At 72.7% G+C, this 21,199-nt stretch carries 18 protein-coding genes and 1 riboswitch; of the genes, 8 read left to right on the top strand and 10 right to left on the bottom strand.

What is annotated here, in order from left to right:
- Window positions 1-45: 45 nt before the first annotated feature.
- Entirely contained in the window at window positions 46-666 is a 621-nt protein-coding gene (locus DFJ68_RS07100) for an L-threonylcarbamoyladenylate synthase (protein ID WP_121032144.1), read from the bottom strand.
- Window positions 667-691: 25 nt separating this feature from the next.
- On the opposite strand from DFJ68_RS07100, the gene DFJ68_RS07095 reads away from it, so the two are divergent.
- A complete protein-coding gene (locus tag DFJ68_RS07095) occupies window positions 692-1,048 on the top strand; it encodes a GNAT family N-acetyltransferase (protein ID WP_121032143.1) in 357 nt (118 codons plus the stop codon).
- Window positions 1,049-1,417: 369 nt separating this feature from the next.
- Here the strand turns inward: DFJ68_RS07095 and DFJ68_RS07090 are convergent, their stop codons facing one another.
- A complete protein-coding gene (locus DFJ68_RS07090; RefSeq protein WP_147431526.1) occupies window positions 1,418-1,816 on the bottom strand; it encodes a DUF2695 domain-containing protein in 399 nt (132 codons plus the stop codon).
- A gap of 168 nt (window positions 1,817-1,984) precedes the next feature.
- On the opposite strand from DFJ68_RS07090, the gene lhgO reads away from it, so the two are divergent.
- A complete protein-coding gene (gene lhgO / locus DFJ68_RS07085) occupies window positions 1,985-3,196 on the top strand; it encodes an L-2-hydroxyglutarate oxidase (RefSeq protein ID WP_121032141.1) in 1,212 nt (403 codons plus the stop codon).
- A 70-nt stretch (window positions 3,197-3,266) separates the two neighbouring features.
- On the opposite strand, the gene DFJ68_RS07080 is transcribed toward lhgO, so the two are convergent.
- From DFJ68_RS07080 to DFJ68_RS07070, 3 genes are read right to left on the bottom strand one after another with little or no spacing between them, the layout of a single operon-like run.
- Window positions 3,267-3,890, bottom strand: a complete 624-nt coding sequence (locus DFJ68_RS07080; protein WP_121032140.1) for a CE1759 family FMN reductase — start codon at window positions 3,888-3,890, stop codon at window positions 3,267-3,269.
- Window positions 3,887-5,008: an LLM class flavin-dependent oxidoreductase gene (locus tag DFJ68_RS07075; protein ID WP_121032139.1), complete on the bottom strand. Its 1,122-nt coding sequence runs from the start codon at window positions 5,006-5,008 to the stop codon at window positions 3,887-3,889. Before DFJ68_RS07075 ends, DFJ68_RS07080 begins: the two co-directional genes overlap by 4 nt.
- Before the next feature lie 57 nt (window positions 5,009-5,065).
- On the bottom strand, window positions 5,066-6,616 hold the full coding sequence (locus DFJ68_RS07070) for a PucR family transcriptional regulator (RefSeq protein ID WP_121032138.1): 1,551 nt from the start codon (window positions 6,614-6,616) through the stop codon (window positions 5,066-5,068).
- A 177-nt stretch (window positions 6,617-6,793) separates the two neighbouring features.
- On the opposite strand from DFJ68_RS07070, the gene DFJ68_RS07065 reads away from it, so the two are divergent.
- The gene (locus DFJ68_RS07065; protein ID WP_121032137.1) at window positions 6,794-8,230 is read left to right on the top strand and encodes an MFS transporter; all 1,437 of its coding nucleotides are present in this window, start codon (window positions 6,794-6,796) and stop codon (window positions 8,228-8,230) included.
- Between the two features lie 50 nt (window positions 8,231-8,280).
- The gene (gene speB, locus DFJ68_RS07060; protein ID WP_211333463.1) at window positions 8,281-9,291 is read left to right on the top strand and encodes an agmatinase; all 1,011 of its coding nucleotides are present in this window, start codon (window positions 8,281-8,283) and stop codon (window positions 9,289-9,291) included.
- Here speB and DFJ68_RS07055 read toward each other — a convergent pair.
- Window positions 9,251-10,393 carry an Lrp/AsnC family transcriptional regulator gene (locus DFJ68_RS07055; RefSeq protein ID WP_121032136.1) on the bottom strand — a complete coding sequence of 381 codons (1,143 nt, stop codon included), beginning with the start codon at window positions 10,391-10,393 and terminating at the stop codon, window positions 9,251-9,253. The two genes, speB and DFJ68_RS07055, sit on opposite strands and share 41 nt — an antisense overlap.
- Window positions 10,394-10,525: 132 nt before the next feature.
- Here DFJ68_RS07055 and argE point away from each other — a divergent pair, with 132 nt between their 5' ends.
- The 3 genes from argE to DFJ68_RS07040 all read left to right on the top strand — a co-directional run bounded on the left by argE (window position 10,526) and on the right by DFJ68_RS07040 (window position 14,025).
- Complete coding sequence (argE, locus tag DFJ68_RS07050) at window positions 10,526-11,785, top strand: acetylornithine deacetylase (RefSeq protein ID WP_121032135.1); 1,260 nt, start codon at window positions 10,526-10,528, stop codon at window positions 11,783-11,785.
- Window positions 11,786-11,856: 71 nt separating this feature from the next.
- Window positions 11,857-13,143 (top strand): MFS transporter, encoded by a 1,287-nt coding sequence (locus DFJ68_RS07045; RefSeq protein ID WP_121032134.1) that lies wholly within the window; start codon window positions 11,857-11,859, stop codon window positions 13,141-13,143.
- A 111-nt stretch (window positions 13,144-13,254) separates the two neighbouring features.
- The gene (locus tag DFJ68_RS07040; RefSeq protein ID WP_121032133.1) at window positions 13,255-14,025 is read left to right on the top strand and encodes a TrmH family RNA methyltransferase; all 771 of its coding nucleotides are present in this window, start codon (window positions 13,255-13,257) and stop codon (window positions 14,023-14,025) included.
- Window positions 14,026-14,084: 59 nt separating this feature from the next.
- Here the strand turns inward: DFJ68_RS07040 and DFJ68_RS07035 are convergent, their stop codons facing one another.
- A complete protein-coding gene (locus DFJ68_RS07035) occupies window positions 14,085-14,981 on the bottom strand; it encodes a PhzF family phenazine biosynthesis protein (RefSeq protein ID WP_121032132.1) in 897 nt (298 codons plus the stop codon).
- A gap of 64 nt (window positions 14,982-15,045) precedes the next feature.
- Between DFJ68_RS07035 and DFJ68_RS07030 the strand changes: the two genes are divergently transcribed.
- Window positions 15,046-15,675 carry a histidine phosphatase family protein gene (locus DFJ68_RS07030; RefSeq protein ID WP_121032131.1) on the top strand — a complete coding sequence of 210 codons (630 nt, stop codon included), beginning with the start codon at window positions 15,046-15,048 and terminating at the stop codon, window positions 15,673-15,675.
- Between the two features lie 105 nt (window positions 15,676-15,780).
- On the opposite strand, the gene DFJ68_RS07025 is transcribed toward DFJ68_RS07030, so the two are convergent.
- From DFJ68_RS07025 to DFJ68_RS07015, 3 genes are all read right to left on the bottom strand, one after another.
- On the bottom strand, window positions 15,781-17,268 hold the full coding sequence (locus DFJ68_RS07025) for a glutamate-cysteine ligase family protein (RefSeq protein WP_121035176.1): 1,488 nt from the start codon (window positions 17,266-17,268) through the stop codon (window positions 15,781-15,783).
- A 53-nt stretch (window positions 17,269-17,321) separates the two neighbouring features.
- Entirely contained in the window at window positions 17,322-20,234 is a 2,913-nt protein-coding gene (gcvP, locus tag DFJ68_RS07020; RefSeq protein ID WP_121032130.1) for an aminomethyl-transferring glycine dehydrogenase, read from the bottom strand.
- A gap of 87 nt (window positions 20,235-20,321) precedes the next feature.
- Window positions 20,322-20,423, bottom strand: a riboswitch (glycine riboswitch).
- A 108-nt stretch (window positions 20,424-20,531) separates the two neighbouring features.
- Window positions 20,532-21,113 (bottom strand): MerR family transcriptional regulator, encoded by a 582-nt coding sequence (locus tag DFJ68_RS07015; RefSeq protein WP_121032129.1) that lies wholly within the window; start codon window positions 21,111-21,113, stop codon window positions 20,532-20,534.
- Window positions 21,114-21,199 lie beyond the last annotated feature (86 nt).

The following is a 21,199-nucleotide window of genomic DNA, read 5'->3' as shown; positions in this document are numbered from 1 at the left end:
GCGGTCGACGCGGCCGGCGCGGCCGGCGGGTTGATGGCCGTGGACCTACTCGAAGGGTGACGGGTCGCCGGCGCCGACTCGGGTGACGACGGGGCTCCCCTCCGACCAGTCGACGACGGTGGTGGGCTCGAGCCCGCACTCCCCCGAGTCGATGACGGCGTCCACGGTGTTGTCGAGCTCGTCCTTGATGAGCCACCCCTCGGTCATGGGGTCGTCCTGGCCGGGCAGCAGCAGCGTGCTCGACAGGATCGGCTCACCGAGGGCGCCGAGCAGCTCGCGCACGACCGGGTGGTGCGGGATGCGCACGCCGACGGTCTTCTTCTTCGGGTGCAGCAGCCGCCGCGGCACCTCTTTCGTCGCCGGCAGGATGAAGGTGTACGGCCCCGGGGTCACCGACTTGATGGCGCGGAAGACGGCGTTGTCGAGCTGCACGAGCTGGCCCAGCTGGGCGAAGTCGGCGCAGACGAGGGTGAAGTGGTGCCGGTCGTCCAGCTGGCGGATGCGCAGGATGCGGTCCTTGCCCGACGGGTTGTCGAGCGAACAGCCGAGCGCGAAGCACGAGTCGGTCGGGTAGGCGATGAGGCCCCCGTCGCGCAGGATGGCGACCACCTGCGCGATGGCGCGCGGTTGCGGGTCGACCGGGTGGACGTCGAAGTACCTCGCCATGCGCCCACCCTGCCATGATCGGTGGATGAGCGCCGACGCCGAGTCCCTGGTCTACTCGGACGCCCCGCAGCACGGTCGCTGGGAGGTGCGCGACGGCGAGCGGCTGGTCGGGCAGGCCCGCTACGTCGTCATCCCGCCCGGCGGGTCGGGCCGGACACCTCGGGCGGTCTTCTTCCACACCGAGGTCGACGACGATTTCGAGGGCCAGGGCGTCGCCGGTCGCCTCGTCACCGCCGCCCTCGACGCCACGGTCGCGGCCGGCCAGGTCATCGTGCCGGTGTGCCCCTACGTCGCCGCCTTCGTCCGACGCCACGCCGCGCAGTACGACGACCACGTCTCGGCCCCCACCCCGGCCGACCTCGACGCCGCCCGCACCGCCTAACACCCCACCTGCCGTTCGGCCCCGCGATGACGGGTGTCGCGATCAGCTCGCGGTGGGATGCCAGACGCGGTGGTCGGGGCGGTGTGTGATGCCAGACGCGGCACATGGACCGCGGTTGGCATCACAGAGGCCCGCGTCGACCGCGGTTGGCATCACACAGACTCGCTGCGACCGCGTCTGGCATCACACAGCTGTGCGTTCGGCACCTCCGGCGCTCCACGGGTGTCAGACGCACGTCCCGACGCGCATCTGGCACCCTTGACGCGTCACAGGTGCCGGACGCACAGCTCTGCCCGCCATGGTCCTCCGCCCTCCGCGGCATCCGGTGAGAGTGAGGACCTGGCCGCAACCAGGCACCCCCGGCCCCCGTCACGGAGCGAGGTCGCGGACGGCCACCCAGTTCGTGCACGGCCGGGTCGAGCGCGGCCGGGTCGCGGCGCACGGCACCGGCTCGGTCGGCGGCACCAGACCGTCGGTGACGGCGTCGCGCACGAGCAGCGCCCCGTTGAGGCGCCAGACCCGGTCGAGCACGTCGCAGTCGCAGGTCGCCCCGGCGGCACGCAGACGCCGCTCCAGGGCCACCGCCCGCGGCGAGCGCATGTGGCGGTAGTGCTCGGTCCAGGTGAACTCGCCGAGGCACTGCGCGGTGCCGATCATGCGGTGCAGGAAGCAGGCGAGGCACTCCCCCGGGCGCACGGCACTGCCGAGGCGCTCGTCGAGGGGCTGTCGGGTGACGATGTGCACGACGTTGGACAGCGCGCTGGGCACGACGGTCTCCTGTCTGTCGGTCTCTCGGGACACCACCGAGTCAACGCGCGGCCCCGCGGCGCCACCAGAGCGCCGGCTCGCCCTGTGCACGACGCGACCGGACGGACGGGGGGTGTGCACATCGCCGGATCGCACCCCGGCGACGTCGCCCCGCCCTACTGTGGGCGCATGGCGCGCAGGCACGTGGTCGTCGTCGGTGGGGGCATCGTCGGGGCGGCCGTGGCGCGTGCCCTCACGCTGACGCCGGAGCACCCGGACGTCACGGTGCTCGAGAAGGAGTCCGGCCCCGGCCGGCACCAGACCGGGCGCAACAGCGGCGTCGTGCACGCGGGCCTCTACTACGTGCCGGGCAGCGACAAGGCCCGGCTGGCGCGCGCCGGCATCACCCGGCTCAAGGCGTACTGCGCCGACCACGGCATCCGGTACGACGAGGTGGGCAAGGTGCTCGTCGCCCTCGACGAGGCCGACGAGACGAGGTTGCGTGCGATCCGCGAGCGCGCCGAGGCCAACGGCGTGCCGGGCCTGCGCTGGCTCGGTCCCGAGGGGCTGCGCGAGGTCGAGCCGCACGCGGTGGGCCGCGCCGCCCTGCACTCCCCGACGACCGCGATCGTCGACTACACCGACGTCGCCGCGGCCATGCTCACGGACGCGACCGCCGCGAAAGCGAGCGTGCACACCGGCTTCGAGGTCGTGGGCTTCGACGAGACGGATGCCGGTCGCACCCGCGTGCGGGCGGCCGACGGTCGTGCGGTCGACGCCGACCTCGTGGTCATCGCCGGCGGGCTGCAGGCCGACCGCCTCGCGACCCTGGCGGGCGACAGCGTGCACCCGCGCATCGTGCCGTTCCGCGGCGAGTTCCACGAGCTCGACGAGAGCGCTCGCCACCTCGTGCGGGGACTGATCTACCCGGTGCCCGACCCGCGGTACCCGTTCCTCGGGGTGCACCTGACGAAGCGGGTCGACGGCCGGGTGCTGCTCGGCCCCAACGCCGTGCTGGCGACCGCGCGTGAGGGCTACCGGCTGCGCGACGTCGAGACCGCAGAGCTGCGAGAGCTGTTGCGCAGCAGCGGTTTCCGCTCCTTCGCACGGCAGAACGTCGCCACCGGCCTGCGCGAGGTGTGGGGGTCGGTCAACCGCCGTGCGTTCATCGCCGCCGCTCGCCGCTACGTCCCGCAGGTCACCGGAGAGCACGTCGTCCGTGGCCCCGCCGGGGTGCGGGCCCAGGCCATGGATGCCGACGGCAGCCTCGTCGACGACTTCCGCTGGAGCCGTGTCGGCAGCGTGTTGTCGGTGCGCAACGCGCCCTCCCCCGCCGCGACGGCATCCCTGGCGATCGCCGACCTCGTGGTCGACCGCCTCGGGCTCACGGTCACCGTCTGACGCGTCCTCGAGCGCCCGACGACGCGGAGCCGCGGGCCCCCCGTCGAGGGGCGCCCGCGGCTCCGGTGGTTCAGCGCCCGGACCGGGCCAGCAGCTGGTCGAAGGGCACCACGTCGGCGAACGGGTCGGCGGCCCGCTCGCGCGGGCTCCCCGAGACGAGGCGGGCGAACGACGACCCGGCCCGCTCGATGCGCTCACCCAACAGCCCGGCGGAGTCGCCGCCCCAGTCCTCCGTCGCCGCGAACACTGCGGTGGGGGCGACGAGCGCCCCGAGGTGGGCGAAGAGCGGACGCAGCGCGTGGTCGACCGCCAGCGAGTGGCGGGCGGTGCCACCCGTCGCGCCGAGCAGCACCGGGACGTCGCGCAGCGACTCCTTCGGCAGCACGTCGACGAGCAGCTTGAAGAGGCCGCTGTACGAGGCCGCGTAGATCGGCGTGACGGCGATGACGGCATCCGCCTCGCTGACCGCGTCGAGGCGCACCTGCAGCTCGGGCGACGCGAACCCGGTGAGGGCGTTGTCGGCGAGGTCGTGGGCGACGTCACGCACCTCGACGACCTCGGTGACGACCTCGAGGGAGGGGTCGGCCGCGCGCAGCGCCGAGACCGTTGCGGCGGTGAGCCGGTCGGACAGCATCCGCGTCGACGACGGCTGGCTGACGCCGGCCGTGACGACCGCGAGGTGCAGGGTAGTCACGAGGCCTCCTCGAGGGTGCGGGTGTCGGTGGTGCCCGCCGTCTGCTCCCGCGCGGCCAGCAGGCCGGCGTGGGTCGGGGCGTCGGGGACGTGCGCGGGCTTGAGGGCCGCGAACTCCTTGCGGAGCACGGGGACGACCTCCTCGCCGAGCAGGTCGAGCTGCTCGAGCACCGTCCCCAGCGGCAGGCCCGCGTGGTCCATCAGCCAGAGCTGGCGCTGGTAGTCGCCGGCGTACTCGCGGAAGGACAGGGTGCGCTCGATGACCTCCTGCGGGCTGCCGACGGTGAGCGGGGTCTGGCGGGTGAACTCCTCGAGCGAGGGGCCGTGCCCGTAGACCGGGGCGTTGTCGAAGTAGGGGCGGAACTCGCGTACCGCGTCCTGGCTGTTGCGTCGAATGAAGACCTGCCCACCGAGCCCGACGATGGCCTGGTCGGCGCTGCCGTGGCCGTAGTGCTCGAAGCGGCGACGGTAGAGCTGCACCATCTGGCGGGTGTGGCTCGCGGGCCAGAAGATGTGGTTGGAGAAGAACCCGTCGCCGTAGTAGGCGGCCTGCTCGGCGATCTCGGGGCTGCGGATCGAGCCGTGCCAGACGAAGGGCGGGATGCCGTCGAGCGGGCGGGGCGTGGAGGTGAACCCCTGCAGCGGGGTGCGGTGGTTGCCCTGCCAGTCGACGACCTCCTCGCGCCACAGTCGGTGCAGCAGGGCGTAGTTCTCGACGGCGAGCGAGATGCCCTCGCGGATGTCCTTGCCGAACCAGGGGTAGACGGGGCCGGTGTTGCCGCGGCCCATCATGAGGTCGACGCGGCCGTTCGACAGGTGCTGCAGCATCGCGTAGTCCTCGGCGATGCGCACGGGGTCGGTCGTCGTGATCAGCGTCGTCGACGTCGAGAGCAGGATGCGCTCGGTCTGCGCGGCGATGCTCGCCAGCAGCACCGGCGGGTTCGCGGGCGCGACGAACGGCGGGTTGTGGTGCTGACCCGTCGCGAAGACGTCGAGGCCGACCTCCTCGGCCTTCTTCGCGATGGCGACGGTGGCCCTGATGCGCTCGTGCTCGGAGGGCGTCCGACCCGTCGTGGGGTCGGTCGTCACGTCGCCGACGGTGAAGATGCCGAACTGCATGTCACTCACTCCCTAGTGGTTGAGAATTCAACCATACTAACCGGCGGGCACCCGCGGCTATTCCGACGCGCCGAGACCGGCCAGCCGGCGTCGTGCCTGCAGGGCCAGCCACAGCCGGGCGAGGTCGCCGGTGTCGGCGAGGGCACGACCGGTGAGCTGCTCGACCTGCTTGATGCGGTAGAGCACCGTCTGCCGGTGCACGTGCAGCGCCACCGCCGCGGCCTGCCAGGAACGCCGCTCCTCGAGGAAGGTCTCGAGGGTGTGCACGAGCTCGGAACCGTGCTCGAGGTCGTGCCGCAGCACCGGACCGAGCACCTGGTCGACGAGGGACTGCTCCTGCTCGACCGACAGGCCGACGGCGGCGGTCGTCGCGTCGCCGAAACGGTGCAGCGCCCGGCCCGTCTGGGCCGCGACCCCGAGCGACCACGTCGCCTCGCGCCCGGCGTCGGCCACCCGCCCCGCACCGACGAGGGGGCCTCCGAGACCGACATGCCCACGCCCGTCGCCCTTCTCGTCGCCCTCCCCTTCCCCATCGTCGATGGCGTCGACGAGGACCCGCGCCAGCTCGGGAGTGTCGTGGGCCAGCACGAGCAGCACCCCCGAGCGCAGGGCGGCGACGTGCGCGATGCCCTCGCGCCACAGCCGCACGTGCAGGTCGTGCAGCCGCTGCTGCTGCGGGTGCCGGAGCGCGGCGACGACGGTGTGGGCGGGGTCGAGCCCCTCGGCGGCCAGCTGGCGCCGGGCCGAGCGGGCCTCGACCCGGCCCTCGACGAGCCGGGTCACGAGCTCGGCGCCGGCCCGGGCGGAGTGCTCGAGGGCGAGGCGCGTCTGACCGAGCTCGAGCGCCGCCACCGTGGCCGCGTGCTGCAGCAGGATGCCGTCGAGGTGCGCACCGCGCGGACGCACGACGGCGAGCACGGCGTCGTCGTGCGTCGGCACCTCGACGACCAGCACCTCGTCTCCGTCGGGCAGCGGCACCGACCGCCCGCCCACGACGAGGCCGGCGCGGCCCGCCTGCGCGGCGACCACGGCATCCGACACCGAAGCGCTGGGGGCGGGCCCGCCCGGGTGGTAGGCCCGACCGCTGGCGCGGTCGCACACGTGCACCGCAGCGCCCAGCTCGTGCGAGAGGGCTGCGGCGACCGCGGAGTCGGGGCCCGCCGTGGGGCGGACCCGGCGCAGGGTGTCGTAGATGCGCGTCGTGCGCAGCAGCCGGTGCGACTGCTCGAGCAGCGTCGCCTCCGCGACGGCGCGCGCGATGGCGACGAAGGGCAGGGGGTAGCGGATCCACAGCACGGGCAGGCCCAGCCGGTCGCTCTCGGCGGCGAGCTCGGCGGTCAGCGGGGGGCAGTACATGTCGCGGCCCAGGGCCAGCCCGCTCGCCCCGACGGCGTCGAGGTGCCGCACCCAGTCGACCTGCTCCGGCGGTGCGGGCGGCAGGTTCATCCCGTTGGCCATGAGCAGCTCGCCGCGACCGAGCCACCGCCACGGCTCGGGCAGGTCGGACGTGTGCGTCCACGTCACCTCGCGGTCCAGGCCCGCGCCACCGGAGTGCAGGTCGAGCCCGAGGTGCGGCATCCGCACCAGCCCGCCGACGCTCACCCCCATCGGTCGAGCGTACCGGCGTCGTGGCTCCCTGACAGGTGCTGTTGTGCGATCGCACAGCGACCGCGTCTCGGTTCGAGCGGGACGGTGCTGGTCGCGGCACCGGACCCACCGGCATCCTCGACGGCAACCGCCAGCGACGTCGGGCCCCGACCGTCCAGCTCCGTACCGGAGGACGCCATGACCGCAGCCAGCAACCTCATCGACGACGCCCCGCTCACCTCGTTCCACAAGAAGCTGACGCTCTACTCGTCCGGGGGGCCGTTCATCGACGGCTTCGCCATCGCCGTCATCGGCTTCACGTGGGCCTCCATGGGGACGGCCTTCGAGGTGACGACCGGCGACAAGGGCCTCATCGCGGCGGCGGTGCTCGTGGGCATCTTCGTCGGCGGCGGGCTCTTCGGCTGGGTCACCGACAAGGTCGGCCGGCACGTCATGTACATCCTCGACCTCGTCGCGCTGGCAGTCTTCTCCGCGCTGTGCTTCTTCGCCACGGAGGTCTGGCACCTCGTCGTGCTGCGCTTCCTCATCGGCATGGCCATCGGGGCCGACTACCCGATCGCGACGTCGCTGCTCGCCGAGTACCTGCCCGCTCGCTACCGCGGCCGGATGCTCGGGGCGACGTTCGTCGTCTGGGCCGTGGGCGCCACCGCGGCCCCCGTCGTCGCGATCATGGCGACCTCGCTCGCCGGTGACGACGCCTGGCGCTGGATGCTCGCGAGCCCGGCCGTGTTCGCCGTCGTCACGCTGCTGCTCAGGCTCGGCACGCCGGAGTCGCCGCGGTGGCTCGTCAGCCGCGGGCGGCACGACGAGGCGGACGCGGCCGTCAAGAAGGTGTTCGGCGACGACTACGGGGTGGGCGACCTCGGCGAGACCGAGCCGGAGCGGCGCGCCACCCTCGCCACCGTCTTCCGGGCCCCCTACCTCAAGCGCACCCTGTTCGTCGGTCTGTTCTGGATGTGCCAGGTCATCCCGCTGCTGTCGATCTACTCCTTCTCGTTCGACGTGCTCGAGGGAGTCGGCATCACCGGTAACGGCGCCGAGGTGTTCCTCGCCGCACTCTTCGTCGTCGGCGGCGTCCCCGGCCTGCTGCTCGTCGACCGCATCGGCCGCAAGGCGCTGCTCGTCTGGACCTTCGCCGGCATCGCCCTCATCTGGGGCGTGACCGGGGTCGTGCCGGGCGTACCGGTGCTGGTCGTCTTCGCCGCGGTCTGCGCCTTCGCCCTGCTGAGCGGGGCGTCGAACTTCCTCGAGGTCGTCTACCCCAACGAGCTGTTCCCCACGGAGGTCCGGGCGACGGCCGTCGGCATCGGTACCTCGGTGAGCCGTATCGGCGCCGCCGTCGCGGTCTACCTCATGCCCTTCGCGCTCGACCGCGGCATCAGCTGGGTGCTGCTGGCCGGGGCCGCCATCTCGGCCGTCGGCCTCGTCGTCACCCTCGCGTGGGGCGTCGAGACCGCGGGCGAGACGCTGGCGAGCGCCGCCTCCACCGGCCCGACGGGATCGTCGCTGGCCGGCACCCCCGTGGGCGTCGGCGACGGCGTCCCGACCTCCGCGACCCCGGCCCGGGCGAGCGCCACCACCGCCACCACCACCACCACCGAGAGGCAGCCGTGAGCACCCCTTCCGAGACGACCCCCACCGACGAGACGGCGGCTGTCGGTGACGTGGCCGGCACCGCGCCCGGCCGGCCGGGCGACACGTCGCGCCCGGGCCCGGTCGGGCCCGTGCGCGGCACCCGCGTGCCGCGCTACGCCGGCGACGCGACCTTCGCCCGGCTGCCTGCGATCGACGCCGTGGGCGACTACGACGTCGCGATCCTCGGGGTGCCCTTCGACGGTGGCACCTCCTACCGTCCAGGCGCCCGGTTCGGTCCGATGCACGTGCGCCAGTCGTCGCGCCACCTGCGACCGGCGTACCACGTCGAGCTCGACGTCGCGCCGTTCCAGACCATCCAGGTCGTCGACGCCGGGGACGTGGCCTGCACGCCGTTCAGCATCGACGACGCGGTGCGTCAGATCGAGTCGCACGCCCACGACGTGCAGGGCGACCGTCGCGACCGGCGCATCGTCGCCGTCGGCGGCGACCACACCATCGCCCTGCCGATGCTGCGCTCCGTCGTGCGTCAACACGGACCCGTCGCCCTCGTCCACTTCGACGCCCACCTCGACACGTGGGACACGTACTTCGACGCACCGGTCACGCACGGCACCGTCTTCCGACGGGCGTTCGAGGAGAACCTGCTCGCAGAGGACCACTCGGTCCACCTGGGCATCCGGGGGCCCCTCTACGACCGCATCGACCTCAAGGACGACGCCGACTTCGGGTTCAAGGCCATCCGGGCCAGCGACCTCGACCGCATCGGGCTCGAGGCGGCCGTGCAGCAGGTCAAGGACCGCGTCGGTGACACCCCGGTCTACGTCTCCATCGACATCGACGTGCTCGACCCCGCGTTCGCGCCCGGGACGGGCACGCCCGAGATGGGCGGCCTCACGAGCCGCGAGCTGCTCGCCCTGCTGCGTCGCCTCGGCGGGCTCAACATCGTCGGGGCCGACGTCGTCGAGGTCGCGCCCGCCTACGACCACGCCGAGCTGACGACGCTCGCCGCCGCGACAGTGGTCTACGACCTCGTCTCGCTCATGGCAGGAGGACGCGCCGTCGACGACCGGATGCCGTAGCCGCCGCGGTCCGCGGGCCCGCCGGAAGGATAGGGCCGCCGGCGGGGTCGGCCCAGATGTCGAGCGGCACGACGCGCACGCTGCGGCCGGCGGCGTCGAGCTGGCGGCCCATCCGCTTGAGCGAGCGCAGCACCATCGACCGGTCGTGGATCGTCATCTCCGGCACCTCGGTGGCGAGGCGGGCCTCGACGACCGACAGCTCGTGCAGGGAGTGGGTCGTCAGCGCGAGCATGAGGTTCGAGGGGCCCCCGGAGATGCGCCAGCAGACCCGGATGCCCGACATGCGTCGCAGCCGCGCGGCGACGTCGTCGATGTCGCGCGCGTCGGCCTGGGCCCACAGCCAGCTGATCACCGGCCACCCGGAGTCGGGCAGGGCGATGTCACAGCGCAGCACGACCCGGCCGTTGCCGACGAGGTCGGTCAGCCGGCGACGGACGGTGCTCTCGCTCAGGCCCGCCCGCGCCGCGATGGTGGCGACCGGCATCCGCCCGTCCTCGCCGAGCAGCAGGATGATCCGGCGGTCGACCGCGTCGTAGGGGCGGGCGGGGGTGGAGGCGGCGGCGGTGAGGCCGTCGAGCCGCGGCGGCTGGGCGCCGAGCATGACGGCGTGCTGGGCGGCGTCGAGGACGTGCAGCTGCCAGTGGTCGCCCATCGAGTAGACCTGGGTGACGGCGTAGCTCGTCGTGGCGAGCACCCCCTCGAGCGAGGTCAGCAGGAACTGCGACAGGAAGGCGAGGTCCCGCACCTCGACGAGGAGGGTGAGCGAGCGGGGGCCGGTCGTGTGCTCGACGCTCAGCACGTGGGGCAGCTCGGTGACGCGCTCGGCGATCGAGAGGGTCTCGGTGGCGCTGCAGCTGAGCTCGACGACGGCCAGGCACGACTCCGCCCGGCCCTGGCCCGCCGCCCGCCCGGAGACCCAGGCGATGCCGGCGTCGGAGAGGCGCTGCCAGCGACGGGCGACGGTGACCGGGTCGACGTCCAGGGCCGAGGCGAGCAGGGTCCACGAGGCGCGGGGGTGCAGCTGGAGGCAGTTGACGATGGCGAGGTCGAGCTCGTCGACGACGACCTCGTGGTTGTCGGGTGTGGCGGATTCCTGCGTCATCTCACCCTTCGACGCTCGATCCTGCATCGGTTGGCTGGTCCGTGGCACACCTGTCAGTGTCGGGCATCGCGTCGTCGGGCTCAACCGTGGCCCGTGATCCTCCGGCGCGACCTCGTGAGACAGGACTCCCGTATGACGACCCACGACACCGTCGACACCGTCGACACGGCAGACGTCGCCCGCCCGTCAGACGCGGCCGCCCCGGCCGGCACTTCCTCCGGCGACGGTGGCCCCACGCCGGCCAGCCTCGACTGGACGACCCGGCTCATGAGCCTGGACACGACGAGCCGTCTGACGAACCTCCCGGTGATCGAGCTCGTCGCCGAGGAGCTGCGCGGCCACGGTGTCGAGCCGGTGCTCATTCACGACGACAGCGGCCAGAAGGCCAACCTGCTGGCGACCTTCCCCGCCGCGGACGGCACGACGACCGGTGGCGTGGTCCTCTCCGGGCACACCGACGTCGTGCCCGTCGACGGGCAGGAGTGGTCGAGCGAGCCGTTCGTGCCCCAGGTGCGCGACGGGCGCCTCTACGGCCGGGGCGCCTGCGACATGAAGGGGTTCATCGGCTCTGTCCTCACGGCCGTGCCGGCGCTGGCGGCCGCCTCGCTCAGCGAGCCCGTGCACCTCGCCCTCTCCTACGACGAGGAGGTCGGCTGCGTCGGCGCCGTCTCGCTCGTCGACGAGATCGTGCGCCGCGACCTGCGCCCGCGTGCCTGCATCGTCGGTGAGCCCACCAGCATGCGGGTCGTCACCGGCCACAAGTCGCTGACCATGCTCGCCGTCACCTTCCACGGCGTGGCGGCCCACTCGTCGCGAACCCCGTTCGGGGTCAACGCGATCGAGTACGCGGCCCAGCTCGTGCGCTTCGTCCGCGGTGTCGCCGACGAGTTCCGCACCGACGGTCCGTTCGACGAGCACCACGACGTGCCCTTCACGACGGCCACCGTCAACCAGATCCACGGCGGCATCGCCGTCAACACCGTGCCCGTCGAGTGCTCGCTGACGTTCGAGTTCCGGGCCGTCGGCGGTGTCGACGTCGACGCGACCGTCGAGCGCTTCCGGACCGAGATCCGCCGGATCGAGCAGGAGATGCAGCAGGAGAACCCCGACGCCAGCGTCGAGGTCGCCATCGGGGCGCAGGCCCCCGGGCTCGACACCGACGCGGCCGAGGAGGTCATCGCCTACGTCGCCTCGCTCGGCGGCATCGCCTCGGAGGAGAAGGTCGCCTACGGCACCGAGGCAGGTCTCTTCCAGCGGGCCGGCATCCCCACCGTCGTGTGCGGCCCCGGCGACATCGCCCAGGCGCACGCGCCCGACGAGTTCGTCGAGCTCGACCAGCTGCGGCGCTGCGACGACCTGGTGCAGCGGCTGTTGACCTCGCTCAGCGCCTGACCCACCGCATCGCAAAGCACCGCCCGCACCGACCACCGGCTTCGAGCCACCCGCACCCCCCAAGGAGCCCCATGGCCACCGACACCCTCACAGCCGAAGAGGTGACCCCCGAACGGCTCGCGCAGGCCCGCAAGGCGGTCCTGAGCAGCTCCATCGGAGCCGCCCTCGAATGGTTCGACATCATCGTCTACGCCTCGTTCGCCGTCGTCATCGCGGCGAACTTCTTCCCGGAGGGGGACGAGACCCTCGGCCTCATCCTCACCTTCGCGACCTTCGCGATCTCCTACCTCATCCGCCCGATCGGCGGTCTCGTCATCGGCAGCTACGCCGACAAGCACGGGCGTAAGAAGGCGCTGAGCCTGACGCTGTTGCTCATGATGGTCGGCACCATCCTCATGGCCGCCGCCCCGACGCACAGCACGATCGGCGCCTGGGCCGGCATCATCATCCTGCTCTCGCGCCTCGTCCAAGGCTTCTCGGCCGGAGGCGAGTTCGGTTCTGCCACCACGTATCTCGTGGAGATGGCCCCGAACCGCAAGGCCTACTACGCGTCTTGGCAGGTGGCCGCCCAGGGCATCTCGATGTTCCTCGCCTCGGCCTTCGGCTACCTGCTCTTCACGCACCTGTCGAAGGACGCCCTCTACACGTGGGGCTGGCGCATCCCGTTCATCATCGGCATCCTCATCGGCCCCGTCGGCCTGTACATCCGGGCCCGCCTGTCGGAGACCAAGGAGTTCGCCGAGAGCACCCCGCACGAGGCGCCCGTCAAGGCCGTCTTCACCGAGCACCTCGGTCGCTCGCTGGCCGGCATCGCCTGCGTCGGCGTCGCGACCATCTCGGTCTACCTCATCCTCTTCATGCCGACCTACGCGGTGAAGAACCTCGGCGTGCCCGCGAGCGCCGCCTATCTCGGTGGCGTCGTGGCCGGCATCGTCGTCGTCATCGGGGTGCCACTCGTCGGCCGTCTCGCCGACCGGGTCGGCCCGGCCCGCATCATGATCGGGGCCGCGGTCGCCGCCCTCGTGCTGGCGTGGCCGCTCTTCGCGATCGTCATCGCCTCGCGCTCGGTGCCCGTGCTCATCGTCTCGATCGGCCTGCTCGGAGTCATCATGGCGTTCTACTTCGGCCCGCTGCCCGCCCTGCTGACCACGCTCTACCCGAGCGACGTGCGTGCGACCGGGGTCTCGACGGCCTACAACATCGGCGTCACCGTCATGGGCGGCATCGCGCCGCTCGTGCTCACCTGGCTGATCAGCCTCACGGGCTCACTCAACGCCCCGAGCGTCTACTACATGGTCGTGGCGGTCATCTCGCTCGTCGGCCTGTTCGTGGCCCGACGCAGCTACGGGGCCCGCTGACCGACGCAGCAGGACGGGAGGGGCGTGCGGCACGAGCCGCACGCCCCTCCATCGTCTGCGTCCGGTGAGCCGCGGGCGGTGGCGCCCGACGTCGTTGTGTCATCCTGAGCCGTGCCATCCGCCGACACCCCGCCTGCCGTCTCCCCCAAGGACCGGTTCATCACCGTCTACGGGCGCAACCCCGTGCACGAGGTGCTGCTCGACGACGACCTCGAGGTCGACAAGGTGGTGCTCGCCGAGGGCGCCCGGGGTGAAGGGGTCCGCGACATCCAGCGGGCCGCCAAGCGGCGCGGGCTGCAGGTGCAGTGGGCGAGCGCCGAGCGCGTCAAGAAGCTCGCCGGAAACGGCCGCCAGGACCAGGGCGTCTTCGCCGACGTCGTCGCCCCCCGGATGCTGCCTCTCGACGTCGCCCTCGCCGAGGGACGTCTGCGCACGGTGCTCGTGCTCGACGGCATCACGACACCGGCCAACGTCGGCATGATCCTGCGCTCGGCGACCGCCGCGGGCCTCGACGGCATCGTCGTCCCGCGCAAGGGGGTCGCCTCGATCGACCCGCTCGTCGTCAAGGCCTCGGCGGGGGTCGCCTTCCGCGCGCCGATCGTCAAGGCGTTCACGGCCGAGGATGCCGTCCGCGACCTCCGCGCGGCCGGCTTCCACGTCGTCGGGCTCGACGCCTCGGGCGACGACGACCTCTTCTCGGCGCACCTGCCCGAGCCGGTGGCGTTCGTGCTCGGCAGCGAGACGGCCGGCCTGACGCCGGTTGTGGCGACGCAGGTGCAGACGTGGGTCTCCATCCCGATGGCGGCCGGGGTCGAGTCCCTGAACGTGTCGGCGGCCGCCGCCGTGGTCTGCTTCGAGCTCGTCCGTCGCGCCCGCCTCTGACCCGACCCACGCGCGCTCCCCCGGTTTTCGCCCGCCACGGCTGGGAGAAGTGCAGCCGCTCAGGGCAGGTTCAGCGTGCCCTCGCCGACCCGGACGACCCGGCCCGCCACCGAGACCACACCCTCGTCGTCGATCCGCAGCCGCAGTAGCGACGGCCGCGAGACGTGCGCTCCCTGCGACACCTCCAGGTCGACGCCCCGGTGGCCGGCCTCGGCGAGCAGCGCCCCGAGGTTGGCGCACGCCGACCCGGTGGCCGGGTCTTCGTCGAGCGCCCCACCGAGCGCGGCGAAGAGGCGCACCTCGAGGCTGCGCTCCCCCGCCCAGGCCCAGACGTAGACGTGCGGCTCGGTCGTCATCGGCGCGAGCACCCGCTCGACGGCCGAGGCGTCGGGCCGGCACGCGCGCACCGCCTCGACGCCGTCGAGCTGCACGAGCAGCTGCTCCACGCCGACGTCCACCCAGGCCGTCCCCGCCTCGACCACCCGGACGTGCCCGCCCGCGTCGCCAAGCCCGAGGATGCCGGCCAGCCCGACCGCGTCCACCCCAGCCGCCCGCGACGACCCCGACCGGGCCGCGAGCCGCCAGCCGTCGCCCTCACGGGTCACCGGGATGGGACCTGCCGGCATCCGCAGCACGACCTCGTCGGCAGGCCCACCGAGGATGCCGGACAGCCCGGCGACGACGTCGGCCGTCCCGAGCGTGGGGTGACCTGCGAACGGCATCTCGTAGCCGGGGGTGAAGATCCGCACCTCCGCGACGACCGGCGTCCCGGGCTCCGCGTCGTCCGCCTCCACCCGGGTGACGAAGGTCGTCTCGCTGAGGTTGAGCTGGCGCGCGATCGCCTGCATCCGCTCGGTGGCCAGCGACCCGGCATCCGGGAAGACGGCGAGGGGGTTGCCCGAGAAGGGGTCGCCCTCACGGGCGAAGACGTTGAGCAGCACGAAGGGGAGGTCCACGTCGCGATTGTGCCGCAGCCACGCCGTGGCGGCAGCCGCCCGCCGGCCCCACTAGATTGGCGGCATGGCCAAACCCGACGGCGTGGTGCCGGGCAACATCTACCTCTTCCGGCACGGCGAGACCGAGTGGTCGCTCTCCGGCCAGCACACCGGCACGACCGACCTGCCGCTGCTGCCCGAGGGCGAGGAGGCGGCGCGCGAGCTGCGCGACGTGCTGCACCGCCACCACTTCGAGCGGGTGCTCGTCTCCCCGCTGCAGCGGGCCAGGCGCACGGCCGAGCTCGCCGGTCTCGGCGACTTCGAGGTCGAGCCGCTACTGCGGGAGTGGGACTACGGCGCCTACGAGGGCGTGACGACGAAGGAGATCAGCGCCCGCATCGGGCACCCGTGGGAGGTCTTCGTCGACGGCGTCGTCGGCGGCGACACCCCCGGCGAGACGATCGACGAGGTCGCCCACCGCGGGCAGCAGGTGCTCGACAAGGTGTGGCCCGACCTGTCCAACGGCGACGTCGCCCTCTTCGGCCACGGCCACGCGCTCCGCGTGCTCACCGCCGTCTACCTGCGGCTGGGGCCACGCTTCGGGTCCCAGCTCGTGCTCGACGCGGGGTCGATGAGCGTGCTCACCCACCACCGCACCACGCGCTGCATCGGGATGTTCAACCTCTCGCCGTGGCGCCTCATGAAGGACGCCTGAGCGGGGTCGCGAGGTCCCACCCCGCCGGTCACCGCGGTGACCGGCGTCAGGCCGCGGCTGGCCGGCCAGGGCGCGCGAGGCCGCCGCAGGCCGCCGCAGGCCGCCTCAGGCCGTGGGCAGCTCCCACGTGTGCACGGGCTCGTTGGCGCTCTGGCCCTCGATGTAGAGGCGCAGCATCTCGCGCAGCGCCTTGTCGCGCGTCAGGCCCCGCGCCTCGAGGCGCTCGACGCAGTCGGTCTGCCACGAGGCGCCGTTGACGCCGCGCAGGCAGCGCTGCTCGATGATCGAGAGGAAGCGGTCGCGCACGGCGGCCGAGACGCCCCAGCGCTCGAGGCCCTCGTGGGCCATCGGCAGCAGCCGGCGCAGGATGAGCTCGGAGGCGGGCACGTCACCCAGGCCGGGCCAGTAGGTGCGGGCGTCGATGCCGAGGCGGGCGCCCTCCTCGAAGTTGGCCTGCGCGGCGGAGAAGCTCATCCGGGTCCAGACGGGGCGGTCCTCCTCGGCGAGGACGCGGATGACGCCGTAGTAGAAGGCCGAGTTCGCCAGTGTGTCGGCCACGGTCGGGCCGGCGGGCAGGGTGCGGTTCTCGACGCGCAGGTGCGGGCGGTCGCCGACGGTGTCGTAAATGGGGCGGTTCCAGCGGTAGACGGTGCCGTTGTGCAGCCGCAGCTCCTTGAGCTCGGGGATGTCGCCCCGCTCGAAGACGTCCTCGGGCACCTCGTCCGACAGCTCGGGCAGCAGCGCCGGGAAGTAGCGGACGTTCTCCTCGAAGAGGTCGAAGATCGAGGTGATCCACCGCTCGCCGAACCAGACACGGGGCCGGACGCCCTGGTTCTTCAGCTCGACCGACCGGGTGTCGGTCGCCTGCGTGAAGAGCGGGATGCGGGTCTCGGCCCAGAGCCGCTGCCCGAGGAAGAACGGCGAGTTGGCACCGAGGGCGAGCTGCGGGCCGGCGAGTACCTGGGCGGCGTTCCAGTGGTCGGCGAAGCGGTCGGGGTGCACCTGCAGGTGCAGCTGGACCGAGGTGCACGCCGACTCGGGGGCGAGGCTGTCGGAGTAGCGGGCGATGCGCTCCCCCGTCGGGCCCTCCAGCTCGAGCCAGACGTCCTCGCCGCGGGCGTCGAGCACCGCGTTGTTGAGCGCCGCGTAGCGGATGTTCTCGCTGATCCAGTCGCCCTCGAAGTGCTCGGGCATGACCGTCGGCAGGATGCCGATGGCGACGATCCCCGTGTGCAGCTCGGCGGCCTTGTCGCTGGCCCGGTTGAGCGAGCGGCGCAGCTCCTGCTCGAGCTCGAGGGCCGCGTCGCCCGGCAGCGGGCGCGGCGGGACGTTGAGCTCGATGTTGTAGCGCGCCAGCTCGGTCTGGTAGTCGGGGTCCGCGATCTGCTCGAGGATCGCCTTGTTGTCGAGCTTCGGCCCGAGGTCCTCGCTGACGAGGTTGAGCTCGATCTCGATGCCGGTCATCGGCTTGTCGAACTCGAACTGGCTCTGGCTCAGCATCCGTTCGAAGACGTCGAGGTCGCGGCGCACCTTCTCCCGGTACTGCTGGCGCTGCTCGCGCGTGTACCTGGCCTGCTCGACGTCGGCTCCCACGTGCGCAGACAACCACAAGTGGGCGGCCGACGCGAGCGTGACCAGGTGGTGGATCAGCCCTCGAACGCCTCCGGCGGGGGGCACGAGCACACGAGGTTGCGGTCGCCGAACGCGCCGTCGATGCGGCTGACCGGCGGCCAGTACTTGTCGCCGGCGTCGACCCCGACCGGGAAGGCGGCGGCGGTGCGGTCGTAGGGGTGGTCCCACTCCCCCGCGAGGTTGAGCGCCGTGTGCGGGGCGTGGCGCAGCATGCTCTGCGACACCTCGACGTCGCCCTTGTGCACCGCCTCGATCTCGTCGCGGATGGCGATCATCGCGTCGCAGAACCGGTCGAGCTCGTGCAGGTCCTCCGACTCGGTGGGCTCGACCATGAGGGTGCCGGCCACGGGGAAGCTCATCGTCGGCGAGTGGAAGCCGTAGTCGATGAGGCGCTTGGCGACGTCGTCGACGGTCACGCCCGTCTCGGCCGTGATGCCGCGCAGGTCGAGGATGCACTCGTGGGCGACGAGGCCGTCCTCACCGGAGTAGAGCACCGGGTAGTGCTCGCGCAGGCGGGCCGCGACGTAGTTCGCACCGAGCACCGCGACCTGGGTGGCGTGCGTCAGGCCCTCGCCCCCCATGAGGCGCACGTACGCCCACGAGATCGGCAGGATGCCGGCCGAGCCGAAGGGCGCGCCGGAGATCGGACCCACCCCGGTCTCGGGACCGGCCTCGGCCGACAGCGGGTGGTTGGGCAGGTGCGGGGCGAGGTGGGCACGGACGGCCACCGGGCCGACACCGGGGCCACCGCCGCCGTGCGGGATGCAGAACGTCTTGTGCAGGTTGAGGTGGCTGACGTCGGCGCCGAACTTGCCGGGCTGCGCGAGACCGACCAGGGCGTTGAGGTTCGCCCCGTCGACGTAGACCTGGCCGCCCGCCTCGTGGACGAGGGCGCAGAGCTCGCTGATGGTGTCCTCGTACACCCCGTGGGTCGAGGGGTAGGTCACCATGATCGCGGCGAGGTCGTCGCGGTGGGCGTCGATCTTCGCGCGGAGGTCGTCGAGGTCGACCGTGCCGCCCGGGGCGGTCTTGACGACGACGACCTTGAGCCCGGCCATGACGGCGGACGCGGCGTTGGTCCCGTGCGCGCTGGCCGGGATGAGGCACACGCGACGGTGGCCCTCACCGTTGGCCTGGTGGTAGGCGTGGATCGCGAGCAGGCCCGCGAACTCGCCCTGCGAGCCGGCGTTGGGCTGCAGCGACACGGCGTCGTAGCCGGTGATCTCGCACAGCCAGGCCGAGAGCTGGTCGACGAGGGTGCGGATGCCCTCGGTCTGGTCGGCGGGCGCGAACGGGTGCAGGTTCGCGAACTCCGGCCAGGTGACGGCCTCCATCTCGGTCGTCGCGTTGAGCTTCATCGTGCACGAGCCGAGCGGGATCATCCCGCGGTCGAGCGCGAAGTCGCGGTCGGCGAGGCGGCGCAGGTAGCGCAGCATCGCCGTCTCCGAGTGGTACGACGAGAAGACGGGGTGGGTGAGGAACTCGGTGTCGCGCTCGAGGGCCGCGGGGATGCCGGTCGGCGCGCTCGCGTCGCGCAGCGCAGCCCGCGCCTCATCGGCCGACAGGCGTGCGCCGAAGGCGTCCGCGACCGCCGCGACCGTCGCGGCGGTGGTCGTCTCGTCGAGGCTGACCGACACGCGGTCGGCGTCGACCCGTCGCAGGTTGAAGCCGCGGTCGGTGAAGTGGCGGGCGACCTCGTCGGCCCGTCCGGGCACCTCGACGGTGAGGGTGTCGAAGAAGGCCTCCGTCTGCACCGTGAGGCCGGCCTCGACGAGGGCGCTGCGCAACGAGGCGGTCAGGCCGGTGACCCGGCGGGCGATGTCGCGCAGGCCGTCGGGGCCGTGGTGGACGGCGTACATGCTCGCCATGACGGCCAGCAGCACCTGGGCGGTGCAGATGTTGCTCGTCGCCTTCTCGCGGCGGATGTGCTGCTCGCGCGTCTGCAGCGCGAGGCGGTAGGCACGGTTGCCCTGGGCGTCGACGGAGACGCCGACGAGGCGGCCGGGCATCGATCGCTCGAGGCCCTTGCGCACCGCGAGGTAGCCGGCGTGGGGGCCACCGAAGCCCATCGGCACGCCCAGGCGCTGGGCGCTGCCGACGGCGATGTCGGCGCCCCACGTGGCCGGGGCGCTGACGAGGGTGAGGGCGAGCAGGTCGGCGGCGGCGGTCACGAGGGCCTTGCCCTCGTGGGCGGCAGCGGCGAGGGCGGACCAGTCGCGCAGCTCGCCCGAGGCGTCGGGGTACTGCACGATGACGCCGACGACGTCGTGGCCGTCGGCGGCCGAGGCGAGCTCGTCGGCGGTGGTGACCCGGCGCAGGTCGGTGACGACGAGGGGCAGGCCGATGGCGTCGGCGCGGGTCTGCATGACGGCGATGGTCTGCGGGAACACGTGCGCGTCGACGAGCACGACGGCATCCGAGGGGGCCTTGCTGAGGCGGCGCATGAGCGACATGGCCTCGGCGGCGGCGGTCGACTCGTCGAGCAGCGAGGAGCCGGCGACGTCGAGGCCGGTGAGGTCGGTGACGACGGTCTGGAAGTTGAGCAGGGCCTCGAGGCGGCCCTGCGAGATCTCCGGCTGGTAGGGCGTGTACGCCGTGTACCAGGACGGGTTCTCGAGGACGTTGCGGCGCACGACGGGCGGGGTCACGGTCCCGTAGTAGCCGAGGCCGATGAGGGACGTGAGCACCGTGTTGCGCTCGGCGAGGGCCCGCAGCTCGTCGATGACGGCGCTCTCGCTCTCGGCGGCCTCGAGGTCAAGCGGGGCCTCGGCGCGGATGGCGCCGGGGATGGCGCGCTCGCACATCGCCTCGAGGCTCGGCTGGCCGACGACCTCGAGCATGCGCTCCACGTCGTCGGCCCGCGGCCCGACGTGGCGGGCGACGAAGTCGGCGAGGGGTGCCGTACGGACGGTCTGGTCGATCGACATGGTTCTCCTGGCGGGTCGGAGCGGTGTGCGCACGCTCCCCGTCTGTCGGTCGCGCCGTCACGGCACGTGGCGGACCTCCAGAGTTGCCTCCCCCACACGGTCCGGGCGCCTGAGAGGTTCCGGGGATGTTGCCCCTTCGGCGCCTCGCAGGTGGTCACACCACCCCGAGGACTCTCCCGTGTGAGGTTGTCGGCGTGCACGAATCTACCAGCCGCAGCCGGATGCCGGTCGCCGGCGGGGACGACGAAGCCGACCGACCCGCACGGCGGGTGGTCGGCGTCCGGGATGGGGTCGGCGTCAGGCCAGGCGGCGCGCGCGACGGGCGCTGAGCTCGTCGTCGGGGTGCGACTCCGGTGCCTCGGGCTCCTCGGCGCGCTCGCTCGGCAGGGCCGCGAGGGTGCCCTCGACCTCACGCCAGACGCGGCCGACGGCGATGCCGAAGACCCCCTGACCGCCCTGCACGAGGTCGATGACCTCGTCGGCGGAGGTGCACTCGTAGACGGAGGCGCCGTCGCTCATGAGGGTGATCTGGGCGAGGTCGTCGACCCCGCGCTCGCGCAGGTGGCCGATGGCGACCCGGATCTGCTGCAGCGAGACGCCGGTGTCGAGCAGTCGCTTGACGACCTTGAGCACGAGGATGTCGCGGAAGCCGTAGAGGCGCTGTGTGCCCGAGCCGGTGGCGCTGCGCACGGACGGCTCGACGAGCCCGGTGCGGGCCCAGTAGTCGAGCTGGCGGTAGGTGATGCCGGCGGCCTTGCACGCGGTCGGACCGCGGTAGCCGGCGTCCTCGGCCAGCTCGGGCAGGTCGTCGGTGAAGAGCAGGCCCTGGGTGCCCGGCGGCAGCGGGCGGCCGACCTCGGGATCCTCCAACGCGGGCATGCCGCCTCCTGACCTGTGACGCCGGCCGGGGCGGTGGCCACGGCTCTGACGGTAGTGCTGTCTGCTGCTGGTGTGCTTCTGGTGCG

It is taken from the genome of Terracoccus luteus, assembly GCF_003635045.1.
In the GTDB taxonomy this organism is placed as follows: domain Bacteria; phylum Actinomycetota; class Actinomycetes; order Actinomycetales; family Dermatophilaceae; genus Terracoccus; species Terracoccus luteus.
This window is presented reverse-complemented; position numbering and strand designations above follow the sequence as displayed.